This window comes from Lentzea sp. NPDC051213, assembly GCF_044455585.1.
Classification (GTDB): Bacteria; Actinomycetota; Actinomycetes; order Mycobacteriales; family Pseudonocardiaceae; genus Lentzea.
This window is the reverse complement of sequence record NZ_JBITEX010000001.1, coordinates 948,872-973,892: the sequence shown is the minus strand read 5'-3', so window position 1 is coordinate 973,892 and position 25,021 is coordinate 948,872. Positions and strand designations below refer to the sequence as shown.

Sequence of the window (25,021 nt, the reverse complement as noted above, 5' to 3'; positions counted from 1 at the left end):
TCCAATGCAGAGTTCAGAGCCAGGCCACGAGCGAGCTCAGGCCGTGAAATCCCACGTACGAATGCCATTGCGGCGGCACCTGGTCGCACACGCGCAGGCCGGGGCACCGCTCGAGCAACGTGCGCACCGCCACGCTGGTCTGGACGCGGACCAGGCTCGCGCCGACGCAGCGGTGCACGCCCTCGCCCAGCGCGAGGTGCCGTGCCCGCCTGCGCACGTCGAGCACGTCCGGGTCAGCGAACTGCTTCGGGTCGCGGTTGGCCGACCCGACGTGGGGCAGCACCAGCTGTCCCTTCTCGATCCGATGTCCCCGGTAGGTGAAGGACTCCGCGGCCATCCGGCCGATGTACTGCACCGGCGGGTCGAACCGCTGGAACTCCTCGACCGCCGCCGGCCACAGGCGCGGCTGCTCCGCCAGCAGCGCGCGTTGCTCGGGGAACTGGTGCAGTCCGAGCACCGCGCTGCCGATCAGGTGGCGTGAGGGTTCGAGCCCGGCGAACATCAGCAGCACGACCTGCGCGCACGCTTCCGCCTCGGTGAAGCTGAAGCCGGGGTTGTCCTGGGCCATCAGTCCGCCCAGAAGACTGTCGTGCGGCGCCCTCGCCATGTCGGCGGCCAGGTCGCGCAGGTACGCCATGAGCAGTTGCGCGCTGTCCCAGCCGCGGCGCACGTCGTCGACGGTCAGGTCGCTGGCACCGAACAGGTAGGCGATGTCGTCCGCCCAGTGGTCGAGCTGTTCGTAGTCGCTCTCCGGCGCGCCCATGAGCCGGGTGAACACCATCGCCGGCAACGGCCGCGCGAACTCCTGCACGACGTCCACCGCGTGCCGCCGGCCCCAGCCGTCGATCAGGCGGTGAACCACCTCCTGGACGACAGCGGTGATCCTGGCCGGGGTCAGCACCCGGAAGACCTCGTCCATCCTCTTGCGGCGCAACAGGTGGTGGTCACCTTCGTAGAACGCGGTCCACGTGCGGAGGAACGCGACGAAGTCGTCGAACTGTCCGCGTTCGTGCTCGGGCAGGGCCAGCAACGGCAGGCTCGCCCGGTTGTTGGTCAGCCTCGGATCGCGCAGCAGCGCGGCGGCGTCCTCGTAGGAGAACAGAACCCAGGAACCGCCGTACATGCGCGAATGGTGAACAGGATCATTTTCCCGCATGTGCGCGTAGGCAGGATATGGATCGATAAAGAGATCGGGATTGCTCAGGCTGAACTCATGTGCGTGAAACATCAGAATCTCCGAATGGTTGTCCGCGCGGCAGAACGAGCTCAGCGCCGCTGGAGGACGACTTCTCGGCCGGCCGAGGTGAAGAGCTTCAACAACGGCCCGGTCACGGCGGTGGTGCACAGGGCCATCAGCACGAGAACGGTGAATCCGAGCGTGTTCACCACGCCGTACTGCAGGCAGATGGTGGCGACGATCAGCTCGGTCACGCCCCGGCAGTTCATCAGGGCGCCGATCTGCAACGACTCGCGCACCGGCATCCCGGCCAGGTATGCCGCGCCACCCGCGCCGACGAACTTCGTCGCTGTCGCGACCACGACCACCGCGATGAGCAGCAGCCAGTTCGCCAGCGAACCGCCGACCGCGGTGACCGCGGTGCTCAACCCCACGCTCGCGAAGAACAGCGGCAGCAACACCACCTCGGCGAACCCGTGCAACTGCTGGCGGACCTTCAGCATGATGGTGTCGTCACGAGGAATCACGGCGCCGAACAGGAACGCGCCGACTGCGGCGTGCAGGCCGATCAGCTGGGTCACAGCCGCGTACGAGACCGCGCCGGCCACCAGCATCGGCAGCAACAGCGGTCCGCCGCCGGCCCGCTCCACCAGCCAGGCGAGCGCCGGGCGCACCACCAGCGCGGTGACCAGGACCAGCACGCCGACCAAGCCGACCGTGACGACAGCACTGCCCGACGCCGCCAAGCCGGACACGGCGAGAACGACCGTGAGCACCATCCACGCGGCACCGTCACCGACCGCCGCACAGGCGAGCGCGACCCGGCCCACCCGCGTGGTGTCCATCCGGGCGTCCACGAGGATCCTGGCCAGCACAGGCAGCGCCGTGATCGACACCGCGAGACCGAAGACCACCAGGTAGGCGAAGCCGTCTCCGGCCTCGCCCGCGATCATCGGACGCCCGGCCAGCGCGAGCAGCATTCCGCCGGCGAACGGCAGGCCGATGCTGCCCGCCACCACCGCCGTGACGATCTTGCGATCCGCGCCCGCCGCACCGAACCGAAGCTCGCTGCCGAGCAGGAACATGAACGTGACCAGCCCCAGCTGGGCGACCACGGACAGCGTGCCGACCACGGACGGCGTCAGCAGCCACGCCGAGCCCGCCGGCCACAACTGCGCCAGCACGGTGGGTCCGAGCAGCAAGCCGCCGACGATCTCACCGACCACGGGTGGCTGTCCCAGTTTGCGGAAAACCCAGGCGAGCAGATTGCACACGACGACGATGACCGCGAGGGCCAGCAGGAAATGTGCGACCGGGTCCGCACCGGCTGATTCCGCCGCCAGTGCGTGAATGTGCTGAAACTCCACAGGTCACCTCGAACTGGTAGAAGTGCGCCGGGCGGCTGATGGTCAGCGAATGACAGCGTTGACATCAGGCCCGGAAGGGCCGCGGCTCACCGCGCCGGGAGGACGACCGCCTCGTACCGGTCGGCGGTGGGAGGGAAGCCGGTGTCGAACTTCCCGTTGATCACCGCGAGCCGGTCGCCGTGCAGCGCCGCGGTCGCCGGCGACTGAAGCAGGTCGCTGGTGATCACCTTCTGCACCGCACCGGAGTCGAGGCCCGGGCTCAGGCGGATCAGGCTGATCTGGTTCGAGGCCTGCACGGCCCACAACGACCGGCCCGAGAGCACGAGGCCGTCGACGCCGGGCACGCTCACCCCGGCGATGAGGGCACTGGCGCCGGTGACCGCGTCGACCGTGTACACGCTGCCCGTGCCGGAGTGCGCCACGACGAGCGACCGTCCGCCCGGCGCGGCCTGAATACCGTTGAGGTTGAACGAATGCGGAGTGACCGCCGCGGGACCGGTGACGGTCAGCGTCCGGAACTCCCCGAGCGCACCGGCCGGGCCGACCGGCACGAAGTAGAGCTTCGCCTGCACCGAGTCGGTGAACCACGCACCGCGCGAAGTGACGGCCACGTCGTTGATGACGGACGTGGACGGTGCGCCGAACTGGTAGGTGGCGAGCGTCGCGCCCGTCTCCGTGTCGTACACGTAAGCCTGGCCGGTCCCGCCGCCCGCGACGAAGAGCAGGTTGTGCGAAGCCAGCACCGCCATGCCCACGGCCATGCGCCCGTCGGGGTTGTCGACGAACATCTCCGCCTTGCCGCGACGCAGGTCGCCCCGGAAGATGTCGCCGCGAATGAGGTCCCCGGCGAAGAACGTGGAGCCGCGGCCGACGGCGATGCCCTCGGCCGACACGGCGCCGGGGAGCACGATCACCTGGGAGCGGGCTGCGGAGGCGGGCGCGGCGCCCGCCGTCACGAGCGTCATGATCAGCAGCGGCGCCGCGAGCACGCGCCTTAACACTGTGGTGGTACGCATGAAGTTCCTCCAATGGATACCGCTGTGGGAAAGGGAAAGGCCGTTACCTGCCGGGGTGCAGCCCGAGCCGGCCTGGCGTCGGCTCGCCCTGGACCTCGCCGAAGTAGATCGCGAACTGCTGCCGCCAGCGCTCGGCTTCGGCGCGGTCCGCCATGAAGCGCGGGAACCCGTCGACGTTCGCGTTGGGGTAGCGCCACACCGGTTCGAGGCCACCGGGATGCTTGACGTCGGTCCGCACCGACCAGCCGTTCGCAGCGGTCAGCTGACGTTCGACCGACAGCGTCCAGTTCGTGTAGAGCTTGGCGGCGGCGGTGTTCTTGGCGTCCTTGAAAATCGCCATCCGCTGGCCCCAGGCCATGAACGGATGTCCGTCGGCCACGGCCCACGTGGCCGGTGTCGTCGCCGGCGCGATCAGCGAACCGGATCCGCCGATTCCGATGACCTTCTGCCTGGCGCTGACCGCGGCGGCGGGCGTGAAGCTGCCACGGGCGAACTGCGGGTCCTGTGCGACCAGCCGGTCCAGCCAGCTCCAGCCGTAGGTCTCCACGTAACGCTTGTAGAGATAGAGAACCGCGTCGTCGTCATGGGGATAGGAGGACGCGACCCGTCCCTTCCACTGTGGATCGACCAGATCCAGGGGCGACCGGGGCGCCGCCGAACCGGCGGTCGCGGCGTCGTACATGTAGCTGAACCCGACGACGAACGCCGCCATCCAGGCGCCACCGGGATCCTTGAACGCGTCGTAGATCTTCGAGAATCCGGCCGGCTTGTACCGCAGGAGCCTGTCCTGCTCGGCCCAGCGGGGGAAGTTCTGCAACGTCTGCAGCTGCACCACGTCGGGCACCAGCGTCCCGGTCGCCAGCTGGTAATCGACCCGGACGTCGTGGAACTTGCTGTAGTCCACGACCAGCGTCAGCGCGATGTCGGGAAAGGCCGCGCGAAACGCCGCGCGGGTGGCCTCGGCCCCGATCGCTCGGTCGCCGCCTGAGTAGACGACGAGCTTGCCGCCCTGTGCCTTGGCGTCCCGATAGAGCTCTTCCAGCGTTCTGGTCTCCTCCGGAACGCCTTTGCCGGCGCCGAGAGGTGCCGCGGCCGCTGCTGCCCCGGCCGGCACTGCTGGTCCGAGCATCGCCGCACCGAGCGCCGCAGCGCCGCCGGCGAGCACTCGCCGCCTGTTCAGGAAGCCGCTCATCGAAGCCCGTCCTTCACGGTTGATCAGTTGAACGTTCAACTCAAACCTAGCCATGATCACTTGAACGTTCAATCTACTGTGACATGGGTCACTTGAATGTTCAAGTGATTGCTTAGAAGATTGCGGGCGCCCTAGCTGCGATTACGATGCAGCGATGTGCCGAAGAACGCGTGAGAGATCAAGAGCCCTACCGCCGGAACAACTTGAATGTTCAAGCCATGTAGGCTATCCCGCATGAGCGAGGCTGACGCATCCCAGCCGGGCGCCGCCGAGCCACGCTGGCTGACAGGCCCGGAACAGGAGGCCTGGCTGCCGCTCGCGGTCCTCATGTCGAAGGTCCCGGTCGCACTGGACAAGCAGCTGCAGACCGACTCGGGGATCAGCCACTTCGAGTACACCGTGCTGACCCAGCTGTCCGCCCGGCCGAACCGGACGCTGCGGATGAGCGCACTCTCCGAGCTGACCGGCGGATCACTGTCGAGGCTGTCGCACCTGGTCAAGCGCATGGAGCGGAACGGCTGGATGCGCCGCGAACCCAGCCAGGAGGACGGTCGCTCCACCAACGCCATCCTCACCGAGGAGGGTCAGGCCAAGGTGGCCTCCGCCGCGCCGGGTCACGTCAACGCCGTGCGCGCACTGGTCCTCGACGCGCTGAGCCCCGCCGACCTGCGCCACCTGCGCGACCTCAGCAACCGCATTCTCAACCACATGGACTCCGACGCGCTGTGGCCGCCGCCTGGCCGCGACGCCGGGTAACCCACGGCGCGAGCGAGCCGACGGCTGCGGGAGACCGCTTCGGGCCGCGCCCGGCGGGTAAGGTCCACGACGACCTCGCCGAGCGCGACCCGGCGGATCGCCAGGTTGATCAGGTATCACCCTGCAGAACGATCCGGACGCAGGTTCCCCGCGGCAGCCGCGCACGCACGTCGAAACTCCCACCGCAGGCCGCGACCAGCCCGGTGACGATGCTCAGTCCCCGCGAAGCCCGCTCCGGCGAGCCGGTCGGGAAGCCGGGCCCGTCGTCGGCCACCTCCAGGACCACCTGACCATTCCCGGACAGCGCCGCGTCCACCTCGACCCGACCGCCAGGCCCGGCCGCGCGCACCGCGTTGTCGACGACGTTCTTCAGGATGCGCCAGAGCACGGATTCGGTGATCCGCAACGACACGTCGTCGCCGGGACGCATCACCACACGGGTGTCGGCGGCCTCGTCGATGAGCACCACGATCCGTTGCGCCATCGACCGCACCGACACGACTCCCGGCGCCGACGACCGTTCGAAGACCTGGCCGACGTGGTCACGGAGCCGGATCATCTCCTGATCGATCAGCTCGACCTTCCGAAGGGTCTGCGCAGGCAGTCTCGGATCATCCCGCAACCCTTCGACCAGGCAGGAGAGCGTCGCCAGGTCGTGGCCCAGATCGTGCAGCAAATCCCGCAGGGCACTGGGCATTTGTATCTCCGTTCGTCCCAATGTCCCCGTCGCGGGATCACGGACTTTGTTCGCGCGGGGATCAGCCTCAGCGGGAATGCCACTTGAAAGCTAGAGCCCAATGACCTGTATGCGGAGCAAATGCAAGTCCGGTGGTTCCCCTAGTAGGGATCAACGACGCTGAGGTGCGGCACGACGAGCGCCGCGGCCTCCGTCCGGGAACGCACACCGGTGCGGTCGAAGACGTGTTCCAGATGCTTGCGCACCGTCGCCACCGAGATGAACAACTCCCGCGCGATGGACGCGTTGCTTTGTCCTTGCGCGGCCAGCAACAGGACGTCGAGCTCCCGCCGGCTCAGCCGGGGCACACCTCGCCACTTTCGTTGTGCGTCCAGATAGATCTCGTACAGGTGCGGCCGGAGGAGTTGGAGCACCAGGCGGTCTCGCTCGGTGAAGTCGGCGCCGTCGACACGGTCGATCAGGACGCACCGCTTCCGGCCGGGCGCGGTGGGCAGCCGCACCAGCATCCGGTGCACCTGGGGCGAGTGCATGTCGATGACGTACGGCGTGGCCGCCAGTTGTGGCCGGGTGTAGAAGTCCGAGTACATGACGACGCTTCTCGTGTCACCGGTGCGGTCGGCGTAGCCGCATGGCAGAAAATCGCGCCACAGCGCCCAGTACGGACTCTGGGCATCCTCGACGTCCTGACCGAGCTCGCGCTCGCCGACCCGCACCCACTGGTCTGTGAGAAAGACCTTCCGCGACGCGTCGAACTCCACGAAACCGACGGAGTCGGCTGGAATCAACCTGCTCAACGCGTCGAGCACCGCCCAGGGCATCACGCCGTTCGGTTGGTCGCGCCGCCCTTCCTCGACGAACGTCACGAGTGAGCGAAGATCCCTGTCCGAAAGGAGTTCTGTCATCACGGCCTCCTGCTGGGCGGTCAGCCTCAGAAGTACAGGAACTGGCCTCGCTGCACGCCCAGCCACAGATGAGGACCTGAGCCGAGACGGGTGAAGTGGATCTGCTGGTCCACCGCGCCGGGTCCCGTCCCCTTGAACCATACGGTCAGGTCGGCTCGCTCGACATCCCAGTTGTCGTCGTTTCCCAAGGGAGCGAAACGAAGGTACTTCGGGCATCGAGTGATGTCGGCCGCGTCCGTCTGCCACGGCGTTCGCGGGTCGTTGTCCTCCCGCCTGTCGACGTTCGCCCCATCACCGAAGACGTACGTGACGGCATCGGCGTCGGGCTGGAAGTCGTTGAAGTTGCCTTGCGCGTTGACGGCGTACTCGCGTCCCGCGAGACCGAGGTACACACGACCGTCCGTGCTCGAGCCCTCCCTGAGCGACGTCCAGAGCTTCAGCTCGATCTTCTTGATCGGCAGGTTCATCGGATTCACCCTCTTGTCGTTTCCTTGGTTCCCTTGCGATCTGAGAGTGGTCCCCGGCAACACAGGGAGTCCATTCGCCTCCAGGCGTATTTCTGCTACCGCCCAAGCCTCGACCTACTGAGACGCCGAGCCGACCGGTTCGCGGAGATCATCTTCAACCGGCAGTTTCGGGTCGACCACTACCTCAGGACCGTCGGCTGTCGGACACTGTCCGGGTCAGACAGGGTTGCGTCCTTCCGATCCCGGACTAGAGGTGACGATCACTTGGCAACGGGAGACGAACCGCTCCACTTCCGTGTTCTGGGAACGTTCGAAGTCACGCGAGGCAATCGCCGGTGCACGCCGACGGCGTCGAAGCAGCGGGCGTTGCTCGCGCTGCTCGCCTTGCACGCCAACGAGTTCGTGCCGACCAGCCGCATCGTGGACGAGTTGTGGTCGCGTTCGGCGCCACGGTCGGCCATCGCCGCGCTGCACGGGTACGTGACCGCGGTGCGGCGGGTGCTCACCCCGGGCTGGACGAGCGCCGGGACGTCCCACCCCTTCCTGAACACCCGGCCCTCCGGCTACATCCTCTCCCTGGAGCCACATCAGCTCGACCTGACCAGGTTCCGCCGGCTGGCGAGGCAGGGACAGGTCGCGGTCGCCGCGGGCGACTGCGTGCGGGCAGAGGAGATGTTCGCCTCGGCGCTCGGGCTGTGGCGCGGTTCCCCGCTCGCGGATCTGCGCGAGACCGGCATGTTCGAGCACGACATCTCCCGGCTCGAGAAGGAGTACCTGGAGTTGTTGCGCGACCGGTTCGACGTCATGCTCTGCAACGGTGACGGTCACCTGGCCGTGTGCGATCTCGAAGAGCTCTGCCGGAGTTACCCGATGTGGGAGCGGTTCCACGAGCAGCTGATGCTCGCGCTGTGCCAGGCAGAACGCCGCGCCGACGCGTTGACGGCCTACGCCAGGGCGTACCGGGCGTTGTCCAGCCACGCCGGCATCGAGCCGGGGCCACGACTGCGGGCCATGCACCAGGTCATCCTCAGCGGCGACGACCCGTTCGACCGCGGGCACCGGCACGACCGCGGGCTCGCCGGGCTACGGCTGGCGCACACCGTTTCTCCCTAGCCGCCAGTCGAACAGCCGCCGGTAGAAGACGAGCGGCTCGGCTTCCGACACCGCCGCCGTGTAGGCGACCTCGCCGATCAGGATGGTGTGGTCGCCGTGGTCGAACACGACGGTCGTGTTGCAGCGCAAGTAGATCGGTGCCTCGCACAGCCGGGGCACCGCTCCGTCCCACTCCCAGCCGACGTCGGCGAACTTGTCCGCGCCACGGCTCGCGAACGTCCGGGCGGTACGTTCCTCGGCACGGCCGAGCAGGTGCACGCCGAACTCCGCGCTGTGCGTCAAGGAATCGCGGCATCGCGAGGCGTGGTCGACGACCACGAGCACCGACGGCGGATGCACGCTGTACGAACAGATCGACGAGACCAGCAACCCGCACGGCTGCCCGGTCGCCTGTCGCGTGGTGACCACGGCCAGGCCGGAGACCAGCCTGCTCATGGCGTCGGTGAACGTGGCCACCTGCAGGCCGGCGGCCACGTTCTCCGTTGCTGTCACGGCTTTCCTCCTACCTGGCCGTCGCCGCGGCGCAGAGTTCCCTGCGGTGGCGCGCATCCTCGTCGTCGGTGACGGCGAGCACCGCGTCGTAGTCGTCGATCGCCGAGCTCAGATCGCCGGACTCCTCGTACGCGACCGCGCGGTTGAACCTGGACTCCGGGTTGTCGTCGAGTTTGATGGCCCGGCTCAGGTAGCTGATCGCGTCGGTGAGGTCGCCGGACGCCACCGCGATCGTGCCGCGAATCGCCCAGGCCTCGGCGAACCTCTCGTTCCGCTGCACCGCCTGCGCCAGGGCCTCGGACGCCGCGGCGTACTGGTCCTGCTCGACGAGCAGCTGTCCCTTGAGGCACAACAGGTGTGCGTTGTCCGGTGCTACCTCGAGACCGGCGGTGACATCGCGCCATGCCGCCTCGGTGTCACCGTTGGCGAGCAGGAACCCGGCGCGGTTGATCCTGGCGTCGACGTGCCGCGGGTCCAGTTCGATGACGTAGCCGAAGTCGGCCATGGCACCCTCGATGTCGCCGAGTGCGAGGCGTGCGTCGCCGATGTTGTAGTACGCCTCCGGGAACGGCGGCGAGAGCCGCAGTGCCTCGCGGTAGCAGGCGATCGCCTCCTCGTCGCGGCCGAGCCTGCGCAGGACGTTGCCGACGTTGAAGTGGTGCTCGGGGAAGTTCGGATCCCGTTCGAGGACGTAGCTGTAGTCGGTAAGCGCGTCCTCCAGGCGACCCATCGCGCCGTAGACCTGTGCCCGGTTGTACCGCAGCACCAACCGGTGCAGCACGTGCTCGTGCGGCTCCAGCTCCCGGTCCAGCCTGGCCATGCCCTCGTTCACCAGCGCGAGCGCCACCTCGGGCTTCTGCTCGCGCACCTCCACGAGTGCGAGCCCGTTGCGGGTGAACACGGACTGGAACGCTTCCTTCTTCGGATCGGTCAGCAGTGACGCGATCGCGATCGCCTGGTTCATCCAGGCCCGCGCGCGAACGTAGTCCCGCTCGGCTTCCGAGTAGTGCCTCGCGTGCAACATCGCCGTCGCATACGCCATTTCCAGGTGTACCGCGGGATCCGTGGACGCGGCGCGACCCTCGACGTAGAGCGTCTCCGCCTCGGCCGCACGGCCGACCGCCGCCAGCACGATCCCGGTCTGGAACGTGAGGTGCCACCACAGTTCGGCATCGGTCTCCCGGTTCGCGGCCGTGCGGCCGCGCAGCCCGAGGTCCGCGGCTGCCTGGTAGAGCCCGGTCTTGTGGCAGTGGTCCAGGGCGTCGCGCAGAGCCCTCGCGCCGGCTCCGGCCGAGTCGCTGCCGTGCTCCAGGTGGTAGGGGATCGCGCCGAGCCGCAGCGAGAACTCTTCCGACTGTGCGAGCTGCTCAGCACGAGCGTCGTGCAACGCGGCCCTGGCCTCGGCCGGCAGATCGAGGTAGGCGGCGAGCAGGCGCGGGTCGTCGTGGGTGCAGTCACTGTCCACATAGGCCTGTGCGGGACGGTCGGGCAGCGGTTGTTCCGCAACCGGCTCGGCTTCGACCACCCGTGCGTGCACGGCGATGGTCTGCGCCAGTGACACGTCGATCTCGCCGCGCGGGTCGGCCAGCGGCTCCCTGTTCGTGCCCACCACCACGGTGAGGTCCGGGATGTCCTGGCGGCGCAACAGGATCGCGATGAACTCCTGGTCCGACGGGTCGGCCTGGTGGGCGTTCTCGATCACGATGGTGCGCGGCCCGCCACCCAGGGCGGCCAGGTAGTCGCGCAGCAGTTCGGCCAGGCCGTTCGCGATGTTGCGGGTGTGCAGCCGCGAGTAGTACCGGGTGCGTTCGCTGTCCTGCACGGCCCATTCGAGGGTGTGCCACGCGCTGGGCACCCGGCCCGCCAGCTCGGGCGTGCTCGTGAGGAGCTCGATGTTGTGCCGCTCCCCCAGTTCTGGACATCTGTCGAGCAGGTCGTCGGCGATCGTCCGCAGCAGTGATCCCGCCGCGGTGTACGGCCCGCGCAGCCGCCGGTGGGCGTCGACCACCACCCAGATCGGCGGCAGGTCCAGTGCCGCGAGCGCGTGCGTCCGGTCGCGCCGGCGGTCGGCGCGGATCCAGTAGCGGCTGTCCATGGTGCGTCCCTTCATACGATGACGTGGTGCAGACGACGGTCCCGGCGCGCCCGCACGCGCTCCCGGACCATGAGCCAGCCGAGCACTGCGCACTGCGCGATGGCCACGCCGCCGAAGACGATCGAGTCGAGCAGCTGGGTGGTCGACACCGCGTCACCCGTGAGCCGGCCGACCACGCCGGAGGCGAACCGGTAGAGCACGGGAGCGCCGGCGAGCACGAACGTCGTCAGGCTCGCCGTGTACCCGACCACGACCAGCCACGAGTACCAGCGCGCCACCCGGCGGTCGACCGGATGCAGCACCGACTCGTCCGTCTCGGAACGACCGAACAGCCGCCTGAACCGGTTGCGGACCATCTGGCGCGCGGCCCCGTGCAGGTCGACGCAGCCGAGCACCGTGCTCACGAGCACGTAGATGTCCGTGCGCAGGTACAGGAAGAACTGCCAGATGACCCTGAGCAGCGCGGCGAACGCGACGGCGAGCAGGAAACGCCCCGCACCCGACAGCGAGCCGTCCGCGTGCCGCGTCAGGTCGGCGGCGATGGTGCACGCGGCGATCCCGATGACGTCGGCCAGCAGTCCGGCCACGATCGGCAGGTACCGCTGCCGCCGCGGCACCGCCACCAGCCCGTCGAGCGATGTCTCGAGCACGATGAAGTAGAGCCGTCGCCCGATTCTCAGCCGCGACCGGACACCGAGCCTGCGCCCGGCCAGCGCGTGAAACGACTCGTGCAGGAACAGGAGGGGAATCGCGGCGAGGAACAGTCCGACCTGGATGACCATGTAATAGTCGGAGAAGAAGATGTTGTGATAACTCGGCCGCAGATCCCGGTCGAATGCCATCAGGAACAGCGCCCAGCCGGCCAGGCCCGCGTACACGACCCAGGCCATCGGCGAGAACAGGGCAGCACCGAGCTTGGCGAAACGCACCGGTGCCTTCGCGGAGACGGACTCGCCGGACTTGCGAACGAGGTCGAGCTCCTCCAGTCCCGCGAGGACGTCCTCGATGTCGACGTCCTCCCCGTAGGTCCGCTCGAACCACGCGGCCGCCTGGCGCGGCGTGTCGCCCGCGACCAGTCTGCGCACGAGCTCGGCGCCCTCACCGGGGAAAATGCCGTACGAGTCGACGTCGGGCCGGCCGATCGTCACCTCGTCGCCGTCCTCCAGGAACACCAGCGGATGCAGTGGCACCGTCTGGTCGAGATCGAACCCGGTCACAACGCTCCTCCCCCGGGACTGAGGCCAGATGCGCTGGGCTCCGAAGCCCAGCGCATCCCGCCGCCGCGTCTTAGACCGGCTTGACGTTGTACTGCGAACACGCGGCCGCCGTGAGGCGAACCGGGCCCACCTTGCGAATCGTGATCTTCTTCATCTTCGGGGTCGTCTTCTCCATGATTGATCCTCCTCCCTAGTGCGATACCAACACCGGAGAGTCTGCCCGCGCCCTCCAACAAATCTCCAAAGGCGTTCCAAAATCAATTCGAGACGCCAATTTAATGACAATCAGGGGAATTCCGCTTTCACGGCACGGTGATGACGACCTTGCCGACCACGCCGTGGCGCTGGTGGTGAGCGAACGCCTTGGGCGCGTCATCGAAGTCGTGGACGCTGTCCAGGATCGGGTGGATGTCGTGCCGCTCCAGGTACGCCACCAGGTCGCGGTGGTGCGCCGCGGTGCCGACCGCCACGCCGCGCAGCGAGCCACCGGAGAGGAACAGTGGCATCGGGTCGAGTGGTTGCGGCTCCTGCGTGAACAGGCCGACCAGGGCGACTTCTCCCTGCCACGCCAAGGACTTCAGCGACTCGTTGATCGTGGCCGAACCGACGGTGTCGACCACCTTGTGCACCCCGCCGGTCTGCTCCCGCACCGTCGCACCCCACTGCGGGAAGTCCGCGCTGTTGACCACTCCGGCCGCCCCGGCGCCGAGAAGTCGCTGTGCGGACGAGGGACGGCGCACGATCCCGATGTACTCGGCACCCGCCGCCACGGCGAGCTGCATCGCGTACATGGCCACGCCGCCCGTGCCCAGGGAGGCCACCTTCTGGCCCGCCACCACCTCGTGATCACCGAACAGGGCGTTCCAGGCCGTCACCCCGGCGACCGGCAGCGTCGCGGACTCGGCGTGGTCCAGGTGTGCGGGCGCGCGGACGACCTGGTTCACCGGCAGGACGACGTGCGTGCTGAGCACTCCGGGTGCGTCCAGCGCGCCGAGCCCCAGCGGCGGGGTGGGCACGGGGGCGTCCTGCCAGTGCAGGTTGGTCACGGCCGCACCCGGTGCGAACGCGTCCACGCCGGGGCCGACGGCGTCCACGACCCCGGCCACGTCCGACAGCGGCACGAGCTCGCGGCCGGGGATCCGGCCGAACGGCCCGCGCAGCACCATCTGGTCGCGGCCGTTGAGCGATACGGCGTGCACGCGGACACGCACCTGGCCCGGACCGGGTTCCGGCACCGGAACCTCGCGCAGTTCCATGGCTTCCGCGGTGCCCGCGTCGGCGGGAATCACCCATTGGCGCATCATCGGTTCCACTCCAGACGGGTCGTGCCGATGCCGCCGTCGACGGCGATGGTGGTGCCGTGGACGAACGCCGCGGCGGGGGAAGCGAGCCACACGACCGCGTTGGCGATGGCGTCGGTGGTGGCCGGGCGGCCCGCGGGCGTTCCGGCGGTGATGCGGGCGGCGACCCCGTCGCTGTCGTCGTCACGGGTGACACCGGGCGCGATGCCGGCCACGCGGACGCCGTGCGGCCCGAACTCGGCCGCCCAGCTGCGCGTCAACTGCTCCTCGGCCGCTTTCGACGCGCTGTAGAGCCCGGCGAACGGGGTGCCGGTCGAGGCCATCCACGACCCGATGGTGATCACCGTGCCCGACCCTCGCTCGATCATGCCGGGAACCGTCGCGGCCACAAGGACATGCGGGGCACGGACGTTGACCGCCAGCGTCGCGTCCAGCGCCTCGTCGGACAGATCGGGAGTCGTGGTCGGCGGGCAGATGGCCGCGTTGTTGACCAGCAGGTCGATGCGCCCGTCGAGCGCGTCGTGGGCGCGGCCGGCGAACGCCCGCAGGTCGGCGGGCGGTGCGGTGAGGTCGCAGGGCAGGAAGACGGCGCCGATCTCCTCGGCCAGCGCGGTCCCCCTGGTCCCGTCGCGGCCGGTGATCACCAGGCGGGCACCGGACGCGGCGAGCGCTCGTGCGGTGGCCGCGCCGATCCCCGAGGTGGAACCGGTGATGAGTGCGTGTGTTGCCATGCCTTCAGCTCACCGGTCCGCCGGCACCACAACCAGTGCACGTCCACCCTGGGCACGGCATGACCAGGTTGTCCGGCGCCCGCGCCCTTACGCTGACGACGTGAGCCGAGACCGTGCCGCGCTGGGAGCGTTCCTGCGCGCCTGCCGCGACCGCCTGACCCCGGCCGAGGCGGGCATCGCCGCCTTTCCTGGCCGGCGCCGGGTGCCGGGGCTGCGCAAGGAGGAGGCGGCGCTGCTCGCGGGCCTGAGCACGGACCACTACAGCCGCCTGGAACAGGGCCGCCAGTCCCGCGTCTCCGAGGACGTGGTCGACGCGCTGGCCAGGGCTCTGCGTCTCACCGAGGTCGAGCACGAGCACCTGCGTGACCTGGCCGCGCCGACGTCGCGCAGGACCACGGGCGCCTGGTCGTCGGCCCAACGCCCGGAACCGGGTCTGCTGCGGGTGATGACGAGCCTGGACCACCTGCCCGCACTCCTGCTCGGCAGACGGTCGGAAGTGCTGGCCCGCAACGCCCTGCTCGTCGAGGTGCTGGGCCACGACATGCCCGCGGGCACGTCGTTCCCGAGATACCTGTTCACCGACCCCGATGCCCGCGAACGCATCACGAACTGGCACGACTTCGCCGCGGCGGCGGTCGGCGGCCTGCGCCTGGAACTGGGCAGGAATCCCGACGACAGGCTGCTGACCGCCCTCGTCGGCGAACTGCGGGCGGCCGATCCCCAGGTGACGCGGTGGTGGGACGAGCAGGGCGTGGCGGACCGCACGTCCCTGCTCAAGCAGATCGCCCACCCGGTGGCGGGCCCACTGCGATTCCACATCGAGGCGGTCACCGTCCCGCAGGCTCCGCACCAACGTCTGGTGATCTACACGGTCGAGCCGGGTTCCCACACCGCGCAGGTGCTGCCGATGCTCGCGTCCTGGAGTTCTCCCGCGGGGTCGGTTCGCTGAACCGGTCATGCCCGACTCGTCACGGCCGGCTGCCCCTTCGAACATTCCACACTGGACAGGGAAAATTGTCAGAGCGTGTCATCGTTCTGCTGCCGTAAACTCCGCCGTGGTCGCGCTCTCACAGCGACCCGTCCAGCACGAAGTTCCTTGGCACGCCGGACCGGCGTGTTCCCCTGCACCAAGGAGAAAACGTGATGACACCAACCACTCGGCTCTCCTCGATAATCGCCGCCGCCCTGCTCGGCGCCGCGGTCGCACCGATGCCCGCACTGGCCTCGGACACCGCGACCGACACCGCCCAGCTCGCCTCGACGCTCAGTGACCAGTTGGGCGACCGCACCGCGGGTGCTTATCAGGACGCCACAACGGGCAAGTTCATCGTCAACGTGACCGATGCAGCCACCGCCCGCGAAGTGCGCGAGGCCGGCGGCACGCCTCGGTTCGTCGCCCGCAGCGCGGCCGTCCTGCAGGCCGCGACCGACGAACTGAGCCGCGAGGCGACCATCCCCGGCACCACCTGGTCGGTCGACCCGGTCACCAACCAGGTCAAGGTCTCCGCCGACAGCACGGTGACCGGTGCGAAACTCGCGCAGATCCAGGGCGTCGTGACGAAGCTCGGCGACGCCGCCAGGCTCGAGCGCCTGTCCGGCACGCTGAGCACGACGATCACCGGTGGCGACGCGATCTACGGTGGCCCGTACCGGTGCTCGCTCGGCTTCAACGTCAACCGCCCCGGCACCAGCGAAGCCTTCTTCCTGACCGCGGGCCACTGCGCGAACGCGGCCGCAACCTGGTCCGCGGGCGGCGGGCAGGTCATCGGCTCCCGCGTCGGCAGCAGCTTCCCCGACAACGACTACGCGCTGATCCGCTACACCTCGTCCATCGCGCGCCCCGGTGCGGTGAACCTCTACAACGGCACCACGCGCGACATCGCCAACTCCGGCAACGCTTTCGTCGGCCAGAACGTGAATCGCAGCGGTAGCACCACCGGGTGGCGCACCGGCAGGGTGACCGCGCTCAACGTCACCGTGAACTACAGCGACGGCACGACGGTCCGCGGCATGATCGGCACCAACGTGTGCGCCGAGGGCGGCGACAGCGGCGGCTCGCTGTTCTCCGGCAACACCGCACTCGGGCTCACGTCGGGTGGCAGCGGCAACTGCTCCAGCGGCGGGCAGACCTTCTTCCAGCCCGTCGTCGAGGCGCTGAACGCTTACAACGTCCGCATCTACTAGTTGTTGGGTGAGTGGTGCCGTCCCTCGGGGCGGCACCATCGCGGTCAGGAACCGGTCAGGAACTGATCAGGCCTCAACGGGCGGGCGACGATGCGGGTGTCACCGATCCCGCCGTAGAAGCCCTGCCCGTACCGCAGAGCGAACTGAGTAGCACCGATCACGAACGGCCTGCCGAGCGTCGTGATGCCCCTGGACTCCTCGGCGGCGTTGCGCGCGATCTTCGCGCCGTCGACGTACATGATCGTGCGGCGCCCGTCGTTCACCACGGCGACGTGGGTCCACCGGCCGATCGGGATCGCGTGGCTCCACGACGTCGGGTCGGCGTCGACCGGTACGGGGTAGACGACGAACTGCAGGAACCGCTCCCCCGAGACGTTCAGGCTGCACGTCGGTTCCTCCGGCGACCAGCCGCTCTTCTTGCCCGCGTCCCCGCTGCGGCCCTCCCAGCTCAGCACACCCATGAAGGCGTGGTCGCCGACGAACGGGTCGGGCAGCCGGAGGAACGTCTCGATGGTGTAGCCGGACTCGAACTTCATGGCGTTGATCGGCGCGTTGGCGGACGTGCGCAGGATCGCCCCGCGGTCGGGCCCCTTGCCACCGGCGAACGACAGGCTGGCGTGTGCGGGTGCCGCGTCGTGGTGCTCGCGCGACCAGGTCAGCACGTCGGGCGCGCTGTTGTTCAGGTGCTGCACGGTGAGGTCGTTGCCACGGCCGCTGAGGTCGCGGGCGACGGTACCGGCCGGCACCGCTCCCCCACCCGCGGCCGGCAGCCCTTCGGCGTCGAAACGCCAGTACGCCACCGTGTCCCTGACCAGCACGGCACTCGCGGGCCGTGGTGCGGGCAGGACCGGCGGCGCGAACCCGGCGAACCGGCGGCGAAAGTCGATCTCAACGGTGAACCTGTCGATCTCCCCGCTCAGCTGGGCCGTTTCCGCCTCCGGCACCGTGCCGCGGCGGGTCAGCAGCCACGGTGAGAAGGTCTCCACGTCGATCACGCCGCGCACCAGGTCGAACGAGTAGAACCGGACCATGCCCGCGCCACCGTAGTAGCGCTCCTGGTAGTTGGTGATGTGCAGGTGCACGTCGTTGCCGTGGTCGTTGGTGAGCGTCGTGCGCCCGGCCGGCCAGTAGTGGCCGTTGAGCGTGAGGAAGATCTGGTCGTTTCGCCGGATCAGCCTGTCCCACAGGCGCTTCCCGTGCTCCGACAGCGCTGCCTGCGGAGAGCCGCCGACCAGGTCGTGCGTGGTGAGGATCGCCGGCAGGGTCCGATGGTCGTCGAGAACCCGTTGTGCCCACTGGATTCCCTTGTCCGACACCCGCCAGTCCAGCGCGAGCAGCAGCCATCGCCGGCCACCCGCGGTGATGACGTGAAAGCTGTTGTAGCCCTCGGGCGCGAAGCCGCCGAACGTCTTCATCCTGGCGAACCGGTCCGGCCCGAACGTCCGCGAGTACGGCGTGGGACCGCGCTGGTCGTCGGTCCTGGACGGGATGTCGTGGTTGCCCGCCAGCACGCTGTAGGGCAGAGCGTTCCCGAGAGCACCGAAGACCGAGCCGGCGAGGCTCATCTCCCGCTCGGTGCCGTGCTCCGTCACGTCACCCAGGTGCGCCATGAACACGATGTTCGCCTCAGCGCGGCGTTTCGCGAGTGCGCGCAACGCTTCCCGCACCGGCTCCGGGTCCGAACCGCCTTCGTCGAGCAGGTACTGCGTGTCGGGCAGCACCGCGATCGTGAAGCGGGGACTGCCCGTGTCCGCGGAAGCCCCGGCCGCGGCCTCCGGTGTGCCGAGCAACGCGGCCGCGGCAGGTGCCGCGAACGCCGCCTGCAGCAACGTGCGGCGCCCCAGCCCGGCTGCCTCGAAGTCCTCTGCCATCTCGTCCTGCCTCCCGCTGCCCGACGACCTGCGCCAGCATGCCGAATCCGGGCGGGCTCGATGTTGAACAGTCACTGCACAGGGGTTGAAGGTTTGAGAGCGCTCTCACCGGGCTTGTGCCGCTCGGCGTCGCAAACCGTCACGAGGGTCTCCGCCAACGGCCCGGCCGGCACGAAGTGGCCGAAGGTGTCGTTGGCGAAGAAGGACACCCCGTCGACGAACGCCGCCAGCCCGGGCAGGATCTCCCGCTGGTACAGGTAGGTCCGCCGATCGTCGAGGTGCGTGCGGTACCAGTACCAGGGGTCCACGAAATCCAGCCCGAACAACAACTTCGGGTCCAGCCCGGCCTTGCCGCGCACGTTCGGCTCGATCTCGGTGCGTTCCACGAGGACGGCGAAGGTCGAGATCAGAATCGCGTCCAGGGTGGCGTAGCAGGCGTCGGACATGGCCCACCGGTCGCGTTCGACGTCCGCGCGCCAATAGGTGTCCATCCAGTACACCAGCCCCTCCCCCATGGCCGAGCGCAGCTGGGTGAAGAACCGCTCGACCCCGGCGGCACGCGATGGAGTGGGTGGCGGGGCGTTGTCGGGATGCCAGAAGCCCACGAGCCCGAACTGGTTGCCCAGGAAGATGCCGTCGAGCTCGAAGTCGGCCACGAACGCGGCGGCCTGCCTGGCCACGAAGTCACCGGCGGCAAGTCCGGCTGGGATGCCGCTGGGATACGCCGCGTACCGGTGCGGGTCGCCGGCCAGCGGCAGCGTCACGTCGATGACGCCGGGCACGACGTGGCCGCCCGCGTCGGCCGCGGCCGCGGAGACCTCGGGATGGCGGGTGGTCTTCCAGTCGCTGCGGCAGAACTCGGGGCCGGGTTCGAGATATTCCAGCAGGGTCAACGCAATCCCGCGCGCCTCGGCCACGGACCTCAGCGCCGCGTAGATCCCAGCGAGCAGGTCGTAGTCCATCTCCTGCTCGCTGAGCACGAACATCGGGCCCGCCGAGTACGGGTTGTACGAGCGCTCGCCGCCTTCGCGGACCCGGCTCAGCCAGTCGAGGTTGTGCCGGCGGGCCAGCGCGTCCGGGCCGCCGTCGCCGAGCGCGAAGCAGTTGTAGCGCGCCCAGTCGAAGCGGTCCGCGCGGTGTGCCCGGCCCGCGTAGTTCAGCACGTGGTCACCGTTGGACGCGGCGAAGACCAGGGTCAACGGGCGCCCCTCGCACCACTCGCGGTGGTGGTCGAGGAACGCTTCCACCGCGGGCACGGGGTCGGCGAGATCGTCGAAGATCTTCGGCGTGAGCCAGAGACAGGCTTCGAGACCGGTCACCTGGCGGCCAGGTCCAGACCGCGTTCGAGGAGCTTCTCCAGCCGTGCCACGTGCTCCGGCGCCGGGTCCAGCAGGGGTGCGCGGACCCCGCCGACGGCGAGGCCGCGCAGCCGGACGCCGGCCTTGATCAGCGACACGGCGAATCCGGGGCTGATGTCCCGCAGTTCGACCAGCGGTATGAAGAACTCGTCGAGCAGCACGCCGGTCGTCGCGGTGTCCCCCTCGTCGAGCGCGCGGTGGAAGCGCTGGGAGATCTCCGGCGCGAACGCGAACACCGCCGACGAGTACAGCGGGATGCCGATGCCCCGGTACGCGTGCGCGGTGAGCTCGGCGGTCGGCAGGCCGTTGAAGAACTCGAAGTCCGGCCGGACGGCACGGATCCGCCGCACGATCCGGTGCAGCCGCTCGAGGTCGCCGACACCGTCCTTGAGCCCGGCGACACCGGGGATCGTCGCCAGCACCCCGGCCGTTTCCGGGGTGAGCACGGCGTTCCCGCGCTGGTAGAAGATCACCGGCAGGTCCACCGCGTCGGTGATCGCGCGGACGTAGGAGAGCAACCCGGCCTGCGCGGCGCCGACGAGGTACGGCGGCAGCAGGAGCAGGCCGTCGGCACCGGCCTCCGCGATCACGTGCGCCTGTTCGAGCGCGAGCGGCAACGGTCCGCCCGCCGCCCCGAACACCGGCACCCGTCCGGCGGCGGCCTTCACCGCCACCTGCGCGCAGCTACCCACCTCAGCCACGGACAACGCGTGGAACTCGCCCGTGCCGCAGCCCGCGAAGACCCCGCCCGCACCCGCCGCGACGCCCCGCGCGATGTGCTCCGCGAGGACGCCCTCGTCGAGCGAGCCGTCCGCGGCGAACGGAGTGACCGGGAAGAAGAGCACCCCTTCGAAACGCTTCAACATCCACCCTTCGTCGCGTAGTCGGCCGGGCCCGACGGGCCGAACACCTCGAACTCCCAGATCGAGTAGCCGTAGCCGGTCCCCCGCTGCAGACCGTTCATGCGGACGTACCTGGCACTCGCGCGCGGAAAGTTGATCTGGTCGGTACCGCCGTCGCCCGCGGTCGTCGAGAACGCCGTTCGCCAGTCGGTTCCGTTGTCGGACAGGAGGATCTCGTAGGACCTGCCGTACGCGGCCTCCCAGCCGATCTTCGCGCCGTACACCACCCGGCGATAACCGAGATCGACCTGGAGCCACTCGCGTTCGGTGCGCTCGGATCCCCAGCGGGTGTCCGGCCTTCCGTCGAACGCGTTGGCCACCGGGCGGGGCTCGGTGGAGGCCGATCCGGGCTTGCGCAGGGCCAGGTTCGCCGAACCGTAGACGTGCAAGCCCACGACCTCGTACCCGCCGGCGGTTTCGCGGCCGCTCGCGGCGAGACGGATGTAGCGCCCGCTGACGGTGTCGAAGTTGGCCTCGTCACGGCCGCCGTCACCGGTCGTGGCCGAGTGGACCGTGCGCCAGTCGGTGCCGTTGTCGGACAGGCGCACCTGGTAGGCGCGGCCGAACCCGGCGCCCCAGTCGATCCGGATCCCGTTCACGGCTCGGCTCGTCCCGAGATCGGCCTGCAGCCATTGGGCGTCGCTCGCGTTCGAGGTCCACGCGGTGGCATCGTCGCCGTCGAACGCCCCGGACGCCGTCCCGCTGGAGGCCGAGCCGGGACGGCCCGCCGCGAGATCGGCCGACTCGTAGACCTCGAACTCCCAGATCGAGTAGCCGTACTTCGTGCCGCGTTGGGTGGCCGTCATCCGCACGTACCGGGCGGCCACCGTGCTGAAGTCGATCTCGTCGATCCCGCCGTCCCCGGTCGAGGTGCCGTAGACGTCACGCCACGACGTGCCGTCGGCCGACACCTGCATCTTGAAAGCCTTGGCGTAGGCCACTTCCCAGTAGATCTTGACCCCGTTGACCGCACGGACGGCGCCGAGGTCGACCTGGAGCCATTCGTTGTCGGTCCGCGCGGATCCCCAGCGGGTGTTCAGCTTGCCGTCGAAGGCGTTGGCCACCGGGCCGGCCGCGGTCGAGGCCGAACCGCTCTTGCCCAGCGCGAGGTTGGGCCGTTGCTCGGGTTCCGGGCGCTGCACCGGCAGGATGCGGACGGGGGTGTGGTTCGCCCGGTCGATGACGTTCAGCTCGACGAGCGTCGACGCGGGCTGGGCGAGGCCGGGCATGCGGACGTTGTCGAAGGTGACGTTGCGCATGGGCTGCTCGGGCTTGAGGCCACGCATGACCGCGTAGCTCTTTCCCTTGTCCCGCACGGTGATGTTCTTGACCGTGACCCCGTCGACCGTGCCACCGCCGGACTGCTGCGGATCCTCCGCGATCAGGCGGAGCCAGGTCTGGTCGCCGACCAGGTTGTGCGAGATGCGCTCGATGTCGATGTTCTCGAACCGGATGTTGCGCGCCGTGGCGCGGCCGTAGCGGTGATGCACACCGAGCCCGACGGCCGCGTCGTAGACCACGCCGTTGCGGAAGGTCACGTTCGACTGGTCCTGCAGAACCCCTTGCCCCACCTTGAATCCGTAGCACACCGTCCATGAGACGAGGTCGTCGAAGGTCACGGTGTCGAGCGGCTGCGGCTGGCCGGGCCAGCTGCGCGCGATGTCGGTGTCGGCCGCCCAGGTCTTCGTCGAGAACGGGTCGTCGAGCGCGATGCCGATGGCGTTGCGCACGTTCACCCGTTGCGACTCCATGACGTCGATGCCGTCGTCCTCGCCGGTGTCGAACCGGTTGAAGATCTTGAGGTTGGTCAGGGTCGCGTCCTGGGAGCGGATCGGCGTGATCGCCCAGGAGCCGGAGTCGCGCACGGTGAGCCCGTCGAGCACGAACCCGCTCGTGGCGATCGGCACGATCAGGTTGTTCGCGATCTTGCCGACGCTGGTCGACTCGTGGCCGTAGCCGTCCAGCACGCCCCGGCCGAAGAACTTGACGTTGGTGGAACCGAAGGCGGTCCGCACCCACCAGGTGACGTCGAGGTTGATGGAGTTCTTGTGCCAGTGGGTGAGGTAGTCGGCTTTCCTGCCGGTGAACCGGAACACCGCGCCGGGTTCGAGGTACAGCGCCACGTTGCTCTTCAGTTCGAGATTGCCCATCAGGTACAACCCCGCGGGAACGTAGACGGTGCCTCGCCGCGACGCTGTGCCGAACGCCGCCGCGTCGTCGATCGCGCGCTGCAACGCGGTGGTGGCCAGGGACGCGCCGGTGTTGTCCGCGCGGTACTCCTCGGAGAGGACGTTGAAGATCCCGGTGCCGGACGAGGCGGGGCGGTCGGTCTCCGGCGGGTCGGCGGCGATCACTAGCTCCTTCTTCTGGTCCACCTTGACGATCAGGTACTCGTCGCGCTGGATCTGGAAGGTGAGCCGGTTGCCGGAGACCGTGCCGGTGATGCCGAGCTTTCTGGGGCTGACCTGGTAGGCCGTGATCGCCGACTGACCGAGCGCGGTCACCTCGACCGTCCGCGTGCCCGCCGCGACGGCGAGGTTCGCGTAGTCGTAGCCGGTGTAGCGGACGACCGGCACGTCGACGGTCTCCACCCGGAGCGCGAAGTCGGTGGAGCGCGGATAGAAGGCCGGCACGGGATAGGCCGTGACGTCGCCCGGAGCCGGTGCGGCGCTCGCGGCCACGACCGGCGTCGCGACGCCGAAGACGGTCAGGAGTGCACAGACCAGGGTCAGCGCCTTTGTCAACGTTGACAGAGCAGCTCTGGACATCGCGTTCCTCCACGGCGAACGGGCCGCACAGCAGTTGCAGAGACTGTGCGGCCCGTTGTGCCAACAGGGTTTAGAACGGAGTGAGGATGACTCGCGCGGAACGCGGGTTCGGGTCGTACACGAGCGACTCGAAGCCACCGACGTCGTCGAATGCGAAGCCGTACGCCTTGCCGTCCACCATTTGCGCGTGGATCTTGCGCGAGTAGTGGTCGGTGATCCCCCTGGTGTAGAACTCGGCAGGGTTGTAGGTCGGCGCGGTGTGGATGTAGCCCAGCGTGGACCGGTGCAACGCGGCACACAGCGACCGCGCGATCTCACCGACCACACCGTCCGGGGCCGCCAGCCGGCCGTCACAGCCGAAGACGTCCCTGGTCGACGGCCGCTGGAACGACGCGACCTGGGCACCGGAGGAGTTGGTGAACCGCATGACTCCCGAGCCGTCGACCCGGCCGGTGTACTTCTTGTTCGGCTCGTCCCGGATCGGCACGACGGTCAGCGTGGTGTTCTTGTACGTGTTCCACACCTGCGTCGTGTAGCCGTCGAAGTAGGTGTTGCTGAACGAACCCGACTCGATGCCCAGCCGGGGCGCGAAGGCCCGCAGCACCGTCCCGTCGGAGCGGGTGTTGATCAGCTTCGCCCAGTCGCCGGGCTGGTTGCGCAACGCGTTGAAGAAGTTGTTGCGCCCGTTGGACTTCAGCTCACCGGTCCGCTTGGTCGAGCCACCGCTGGTGGTGACCTCGACGGCGTGCGGCACGCTGAACATGTCGACCTGCGAGGAGTTCAGCCAGATACCGAGGCTGTTGTAGGAGAACTCGCTCCAGTCGAACAGGATGTTGCGGTTCGGGTCGCTGGGGTTCCACGGCGCGGGCTGCACGAGCCCGTTGGGCGTGAGGAAGAACTTCAGCTTCTCCCCGAACGACATGTACAGCCGTCCGCTGCCGAACCCGATCGGGATGTTGAGCTGCCGGGAGGCACCTCCGCCGGGCCCCGGGATGGACACGTCCGGTGCGGGAGTCGGCGGATTGCCCCCGCCGGGCCACGCGGCGAACTGCCCGGAGGCGTTGAGGTAGCCCATCCGGCCGTTGTACTGGCCGAGGACGTACAGGTGGACCTGTTCGCCGCGACCGGAGTTGTTCGTGACCGTCAACGGCAGCATTGCCGGGCCGGCGGCCTCGGCCGGAGCAGCGGCCGCCGGGATCAGGATGACGGGAACGGCTGCCACGATCGCGGCAAGCCAAGACAGCAACTTCTTACGCACTGGCGGCTCCTCGTTGAGCCCTGACGCCTGACGCAGGGTTGGAATGTGCAGGGTGTGCTCTCACAAGCAGGGGGTGTGAGAGCGCTCTCATCCTGAGTGGACTTCCGGCGGGTTGTCAATAGTTGAAACGTCTCAAGCCATTCGGTCCGCTAGACCG

21 protein-coding genes are annotated in these 25,021 nt (G+C 68.9%); 4 read left to right on the top strand and 17 right to left on the bottom strand.

Going from position 1 to position 25,021, the window contains the following annotated elements:
* Positions 1–13: 13 nt before the first annotated feature.
* From ACIA8G_RS04290 to ACIA8G_RS04275, 4 genes are all read right to left on the bottom strand, one after another.
* Entirely contained in the window at positions 14–1,123 is a 1,110-nt protein-coding gene (locus ACIA8G_RS04290; protein WP_396416804.1) for a cytochrome P450, read from the bottom strand.
* Positions 1,124–1,266: 143 nt separating this feature from the next.
* Positions 1,267–2,544 (bottom strand): cation:proton antiporter, encoded by a 1,278-nt coding sequence (locus ACIA8G_RS04285; protein ID WP_396416803.1) that lies wholly within the window; start codon positions 2,542–2,544, stop codon positions 1,267–1,269.
* Positions 2,545–2,630: 86 nt separating this feature from the next.
* Positions 2,631–3,560 carry an SMP-30/gluconolactonase/LRE family protein gene (locus ACIA8G_RS04280; RefSeq protein WP_396416802.1) on the bottom strand — a complete coding sequence of 310 codons (930 nt, stop codon included), beginning with the start codon at positions 3,558–3,560 and terminating at the stop codon, positions 2,631–2,633.
* A 43-nt stretch (positions 3,561–3,603) separates the two neighbouring features.
* Entirely contained in the window at positions 3,604–4,752 is a 1,149-nt protein-coding gene (locus tag ACIA8G_RS04275) for an ABC transporter substrate-binding protein (RefSeq protein ID WP_396416801.1), read from the bottom strand.
* 234 nt (positions 4,753–4,986) lie between these two features.
* Between ACIA8G_RS04275 and ACIA8G_RS04270 the strand changes: the two genes are divergently transcribed.
* Positions 4,987–5,508 carry a MarR family winged helix-turn-helix transcriptional regulator gene (locus ACIA8G_RS04270; protein WP_396416800.1) on the top strand — a complete coding sequence of 174 codons (522 nt, stop codon included), beginning with the start codon at positions 4,987–4,989 and terminating at the stop codon, positions 5,506–5,508.
* A 109-nt stretch (positions 5,509–5,617) separates the two neighbouring features.
* Here ACIA8G_RS04270 and ACIA8G_RS04265 read toward each other — a convergent pair whose 3' ends face one another.
* The 3 genes from ACIA8G_RS04265 to ACIA8G_RS04255 form a co-directional block, all read right to left on the bottom strand.
* A complete protein-coding gene (locus ACIA8G_RS04265; RefSeq protein WP_396416799.1) occupies positions 5,618–6,205 on the bottom strand; it encodes a sensor histidine kinase in 588 nt (195 codons plus the stop codon).
* Positions 6,206–6,345: 140 nt separating this feature from the next.
* Positions 6,346–7,107, bottom strand: coding sequence for a response regulator transcription factor (locus ACIA8G_RS04260; protein WP_396416798.1), 762 nt, complete (start codon positions 7,105–7,107; stop codon positions 6,346–6,348).
* Positions 7,108–7,133: 26 nt separating this feature from the next.
* Positions 7,134–7,574, bottom strand: a complete 441-nt coding sequence (locus tag ACIA8G_RS04255; protein ID WP_396416797.1) for a hypothetical protein — start codon at positions 7,572–7,574, stop codon at positions 7,134–7,136.
* Between the two features lie 264 nt (positions 7,575–7,838).
* Between ACIA8G_RS04255 and ACIA8G_RS04250 the strand changes: the two genes are divergently transcribed.
* On the top strand, positions 7,839–8,687 hold the full coding sequence (locus ACIA8G_RS04250; RefSeq protein ID WP_396416796.1) for a BTAD domain-containing putative transcriptional regulator: 849 nt from the start codon (positions 7,839–7,841) through the stop codon (positions 8,685–8,687).
* On the opposite strand, the gene ACIA8G_RS04245 is transcribed toward ACIA8G_RS04250, so the two are convergent.
* From ACIA8G_RS04245 to ACIA8G_RS04225, 5 genes are all read right to left on the bottom strand, one after another.
* Positions 8,658–9,179: a flavin reductase family protein gene (locus tag ACIA8G_RS04245; protein ID WP_396416795.1), complete on the bottom strand. Its 522-nt coding sequence runs from the start codon at positions 9,177–9,179 to the stop codon at positions 8,658–8,660. The two genes, ACIA8G_RS04250 and ACIA8G_RS04245, sit on opposite strands and share 30 nt — an antisense overlap.
* Before the next feature lie 10 nt (positions 9,180–9,189).
* Positions 9,190–11,289, bottom strand: coding sequence for a tetratricopeptide repeat protein (locus tag ACIA8G_RS04240; protein WP_396416794.1), 2,100 nt, complete (start codon positions 11,287–11,289; stop codon positions 9,190–9,192).
* Complete coding sequence (locus ACIA8G_RS04235) at positions 11,286–12,491, bottom strand: hypothetical protein (protein ID WP_396416793.1); 1,206 nt, start codon at positions 12,489–12,491, stop codon at positions 11,286–11,288. The genes ACIA8G_RS04240 and ACIA8G_RS04235 overlap by 4 nt, the downstream gene beginning before the upstream one ends.
* Before the next feature lie 302 nt (positions 12,492–12,793).
* A complete protein-coding gene (locus ACIA8G_RS04230) occupies positions 12,794–13,795 on the bottom strand; it encodes an NAD(P)-dependent alcohol dehydrogenase (protein ID WP_396416792.1) in 1,002 nt (333 codons plus the stop codon).
* A complete protein-coding gene (locus ACIA8G_RS04225; RefSeq protein WP_396416791.1) occupies positions 13,792–14,523 on the bottom strand; it encodes an SDR family NAD(P)-dependent oxidoreductase in 732 nt (243 codons plus the stop codon). Before ACIA8G_RS04225 ends, ACIA8G_RS04230 begins: the two co-directional genes overlap by 4 nt.
* A 100-nt stretch (positions 14,524–14,623) precedes the next feature.
* Here ACIA8G_RS04225 and ACIA8G_RS04220 point away from each other — a divergent pair, with 100 nt between their 5' ends.
* Entirely contained in the window at positions 14,624–15,472 is an 849-nt protein-coding gene (locus ACIA8G_RS04220; protein ID WP_396416790.1) for a helix-turn-helix transcriptional regulator, read from the top strand.
* Positions 15,473–15,666: 194 nt separating this feature from the next.
* Positions 15,667–16,707 (top strand): S1 family peptidase, encoded by a 1,041-nt coding sequence (locus ACIA8G_RS04215; protein ID WP_396416789.1) that lies wholly within the window; start codon positions 15,667–15,669, stop codon positions 16,705–16,707.
* 44 nt (positions 16,708–16,751) lie between these two features.
* On the opposite strand, the gene ACIA8G_RS04210 is transcribed toward ACIA8G_RS04215, so the two are convergent.
* The 5 genes from ACIA8G_RS04210 to ACIA8G_RS04190 form a co-directional block, all read right to left on the bottom strand.
* Positions 16,752–18,578, bottom strand: a complete 1,827-nt coding sequence (locus ACIA8G_RS04210; RefSeq protein WP_396416788.1) for a LamG-like jellyroll fold domain-containing protein — start codon at positions 18,576–18,578, stop codon at positions 16,752–16,754.
* A gap of 71 nt (positions 18,579–18,649) precedes the next feature.
* The gene (locus tag ACIA8G_RS04205; protein ID WP_396416787.1) at positions 18,650–19,897 is read right to left on the bottom strand and encodes a hypothetical protein; all 1,248 of its coding nucleotides are present in this window, start codon (positions 19,895–19,897) and stop codon (positions 18,650–18,652) included.
* On the bottom strand, positions 19,894–20,802 hold the full coding sequence (locus ACIA8G_RS04200) for a 5-dehydro-4-deoxyglucarate dehydratase (protein ID WP_396416786.1): 909 nt from the start codon (positions 20,800–20,802) through the stop codon (positions 19,894–19,896). Before ACIA8G_RS04200 ends, ACIA8G_RS04205 begins: the two co-directional genes overlap by 4 nt.
* Positions 20,796–23,606 (bottom strand): discoidin domain-containing protein, encoded by a 2,811-nt coding sequence (locus tag ACIA8G_RS04195; protein WP_396416785.1) that lies wholly within the window; start codon positions 23,604–23,606, stop codon positions 20,796–20,798. Before ACIA8G_RS04195 ends, ACIA8G_RS04200 begins: the two co-directional genes overlap by 7 nt.
* 70 nt (positions 23,607–23,676) lie before the next feature.
* Positions 23,677–24,864, bottom strand: coding sequence for a beta-1,3-glucanase family protein (locus ACIA8G_RS04190; RefSeq protein ID WP_396416784.1), 1,188 nt, complete (start codon positions 24,862–24,864; stop codon positions 23,677–23,679).
* Between the last annotated feature and the right edge of the window lie 157 nt (positions 24,865–25,021).

Excerpts from the sequence above, each read along its gene's own strand:
- ACIA8G_RS04290 (WP_396416804.1), bottom strand. The coding sequence starts at position 1,123 with ATGTACGGCGGTTCCTGGGTTCTGTTCTCCTACGAGGACGCCGCCGCG.
- ACIA8G_RS04280 (WP_396416802.1), bottom strand. The coding sequence starts at position 3,560 with ATGCGTACCACCACAGTGTTAAGGCGCGTGCTCGCGGCGCCGCTGCTG.
- ACIA8G_RS04275 (WP_396416801.1), bottom strand. The coding sequence starts at position 4,752 with ATGAGCGGCTTCCTGAACAGGCGGCGAGTGCTCGCCGGCGGCGCTGCG.
- ACIA8G_RS04270 (WP_396416800.1), top strand. The coding sequence starts at position 4,987 with ATGAGCGAGGCTGACGCATCCCAGCCGGGCGCCGCCGAGCCACGCTGG.
- ACIA8G_RS04265 (WP_396416799.1), bottom strand. The coding sequence starts at position 6,205 with ATGCCCAGTGCCCTGCGGGATTTGCTGCACGATCTGGGCCACGACCTG.
- ACIA8G_RS04260 (WP_396416798.1), bottom strand. The coding sequence starts at position 7,107 with ATGACAGAACTCCTTTCGGACAGGGATCTTCGCTCACTCGTGACGTTC.
- ACIA8G_RS04255 (WP_396416797.1), bottom strand. The coding sequence starts at position 7,574 with ATGAACCTGCCGATCAAGAAGATCGAGCTGAAGCTCTGGACGTCGCTC.
- ACIA8G_RS04240 (WP_396416794.1), bottom strand. The coding sequence starts at position 11,289 with ATGAAGGGACGCACCATGGACAGCCGCTACTGGATCCGCGCCGACCGC.
- ACIA8G_RS04230 (WP_396416792.1), bottom strand. The coding sequence starts at position 13,795 with ATGATGCGCCAATGGGTGATTCCCGCCGACGCGGGCACCGCGGAAGCC.
- ACIA8G_RS04225 (WP_396416791.1), bottom strand. The coding sequence starts at position 14,523 with ATGGCAACACACGCACTCATCACCGGTTCCACCTCGGGGATCGGCGCG.
- ACIA8G_RS04215 (WP_396416789.1), top strand. The coding sequence starts at position 15,667 with ATGACACCAACCACTCGGCTCTCCTCGATAATCGCCGCCGCCCTGCTC.
- ACIA8G_RS04210 (WP_396416788.1), bottom strand. The coding sequence starts at position 18,578 with ATGGCAGAGGACTTCGAGGCAGCCGGGCTGGGGCGCCGCACGTTGCTG.
- ACIA8G_RS04200 (WP_396416786.1), bottom strand. The coding sequence starts at position 20,802 with ATGTTGAAGCGTTTCGAAGGGGTGCTCTTCTTCCCGGTCACTCCGTTC.
- ACIA8G_RS04195 (WP_396416785.1), bottom strand. The coding sequence starts at position 23,606 with ATGTCCAGAGCTGCTCTGTCAACGTTGACAAAGGCGCTGACCCTGGTC.